This window comes from Oleiphilus sp. HI0067 (assembly GCF_001635735.1).
The window spans coordinates 1-926 of the sequence record NZ_LWFI01001318.1 but is presented as its reverse complement, the minus strand read 5'-3'; the positions used below and the strand labels follow the sequence as shown (position 1 = coordinate 926).

2 protein-coding genes are annotated in these 926 nt (G+C 43.4%); both read left to right on the top strand.

The annotated features are described in order from the left end of the window. Positions 1-321, top strand: a 321-nt coding sequence (locus tag A3739_RS20530; RefSeq protein ID WP_231877118.1) for a flagellar basal body-associated FliL family protein, incomplete at its 5' end; no start/stop codon positions are given. Between the two features lie 19 nt (positions 322-340). Beyond that, a partial coding sequence (gene fliM, locus A3739_RS20525; protein ID WP_068502613.1) for a flagellar motor switch protein FliM occupies positions 341-926 on the top strand: 586 nt, incomplete at its 3' end.

The following is a 926-nucleotide window of genomic DNA, read 5'->3' as shown; positions in this document are numbered from 1 at the left end:
ATTCAGCCTGCTATTTATATGGATTTAAAACCACCTGTACTTGCGACGTTGATGGTAGACGGTCGCCAACGTTATATGCAGGTAAGCTTAAACGTTATGGGGCGTGATCAAGCTGCTTTAGATGCAGTCGATTATCACATGCCGTCGATACGTTCGAAGTTAAACGCCTTATATGGCGGAGCGGATTTCAAAATGGCTCAAACAATTGAAGGAAAGGAAGCGCTGATTGCTGAAACGCTTACTTCAATCAATGCTGTTCTTGAAGCCGAAGGTGAGCCTCTTATTGAGGCTGTGTATTTTACAAACTTCGTAATGCAGTAAGAAAAGGTTATTAGCTTTCGTGCAAGACTTACTCTCACAAGACGAAATCGATGCGCTACTTCATGGCGTAGATGATGGAGATATAGACACCGAAGAGGATCATTCTGAAGACGGCGTCCGTTCCTATGATCTAGCTAGCCAAGACCGTATTGTTCGTGGGCGAATGCCAACGCTTGAAATGATCAATGAGCGTTTTGCACGATATACCAGAATTAGCTTGTTTAACTTATTGCGACGTAATGCTGACGTTTCCACAGGTGGCGTTCAGATTATGAAGTTTGGCGAATATATTCATACGCTCTACGTTCCAACAAGTTTAAATATCGTCAAAATGCGCCCCTTGCGTGGCTCAGGGCTATTTATTCTTGATGCGAAGTTAGTCTTCAAGCTCGTTGACAACTTCTTTGGGGGAGACGGGCGACACGCTAAAATCGAAGGGCGCGAGTTTACTCCAACAGAAAATCGTGTTGTCCAAATGGTATTGGAACAAGTCTTTATCGATATGAAAGAGGCTTGGAATGCGATTTTTAAAGTTGATTTTGAGTATGTGAATTCTGAAGTGAACCCCTCAATGGCGAATATAGTCAGCCCAAGTGAGGTGGTTG